The sequence below is a fragment of the Vibrio sp. 811 genome, from assembly GCF_033339195.1.
In genome coordinates, this window is record NZ_JAWOUB010000110.1 from 1 (window position 1) to 1077 (window position 1077).

The 1077-nt window shown below is 41.7% G+C and carries 1 protein-coding gene; it reads right to left on the reverse strand.

What is annotated here, in order from left to right; genetic code table 11:
* Window positions 1–231: 231 nt before the first annotated feature.
* The coding region (locus tag R7Q46_RS25175; protein ID WP_318077937.1) for an EAL domain-containing protein at window positions 232–1077 on the reverse strand (846 nt) is incomplete at its 5' end.

Here is a 1077-nt window from a genome sequence, read left to right on the forward strand (position 1 = left end):
TTCTGTTTATTTACTTCGACGACCATCTATGAGATGGCAAAAAAATTTAATGGGAAGTGCTCAATTCGACAATATGCCAAATATCAAAATCGTCTCATCGTGATATAAAAATCAGCTCAAGTTTTCGATTTAAAGTTGGGAGTCACTTTTAATGACTTCCCTATTTTCTGGTAAACAATAGGCAAGAAAAAAGGTGCCACATTGGACACCTTTAAAATCAACGAACAGAAGTTACGCCTCCGGATTTGGTTCAGCAATATTCTCGATTGGCTCTGGTTTTGCGTACACATAACCTTGGATCAAGTAGATATTGTGCGTAGCCAAATACTCAATCTGCTTTCTGTTTTCTACACCTTCAGCAATCATTTCACATTCCGCTTTCATCGCCGCAGACACAATAGAATCCAACACTTTGAGTTTTTGGTCGTCTGAGCCAATTGGATCAACGAACATTTTGTCCACTTTCAAGCAGCGAATACCCAAGTCCTGCAAATAAGAAAAGCCACCATACCCAGTTCCAAAGTCATCAATTTTGAACTTGTAACCTTTGTTGGTGAGGTAGAGAATCTCTTTTTTCGCGGCTTCTACGTCTTTAACCGGAATTCTTTCTGTTAGCTCAAAATGAATTCGGTTTGCACACGGCCAATTCAAATCTGCCAGTAGTTTGGTTAGCGAGCCGGTTTCTAAATGAGAAGAGACAATATTGACACTCACCCAAATCGACTCAGGCAGTGACTCAAGATCTTGGATGATTTTGCGAATCATCTGGTTCGTCATCGGAACAATCAATCCGCTCTCTTCTGCGGCGCCAATAAACATATTAGGTGGCACCAAACCATCGCGTCTTGACCAACGCACCAACGCTTCATAACCTACAGTTTGGCCATCTCTGCTATCCACAATAGCTTGATAGTAAGGGATAAATTCGCCGTTATTGATGCCGTTTTGAATCAGCCCTTTGATAGACTTTCTTAGGCTTTTACTTGAGATATAAAACAGCGCAAACACAATCCCAAGAATCAAAGTAGCAGGCACACCCCACACGAAAAGACGCTGATTCGCGTATGCGGCCAAGGC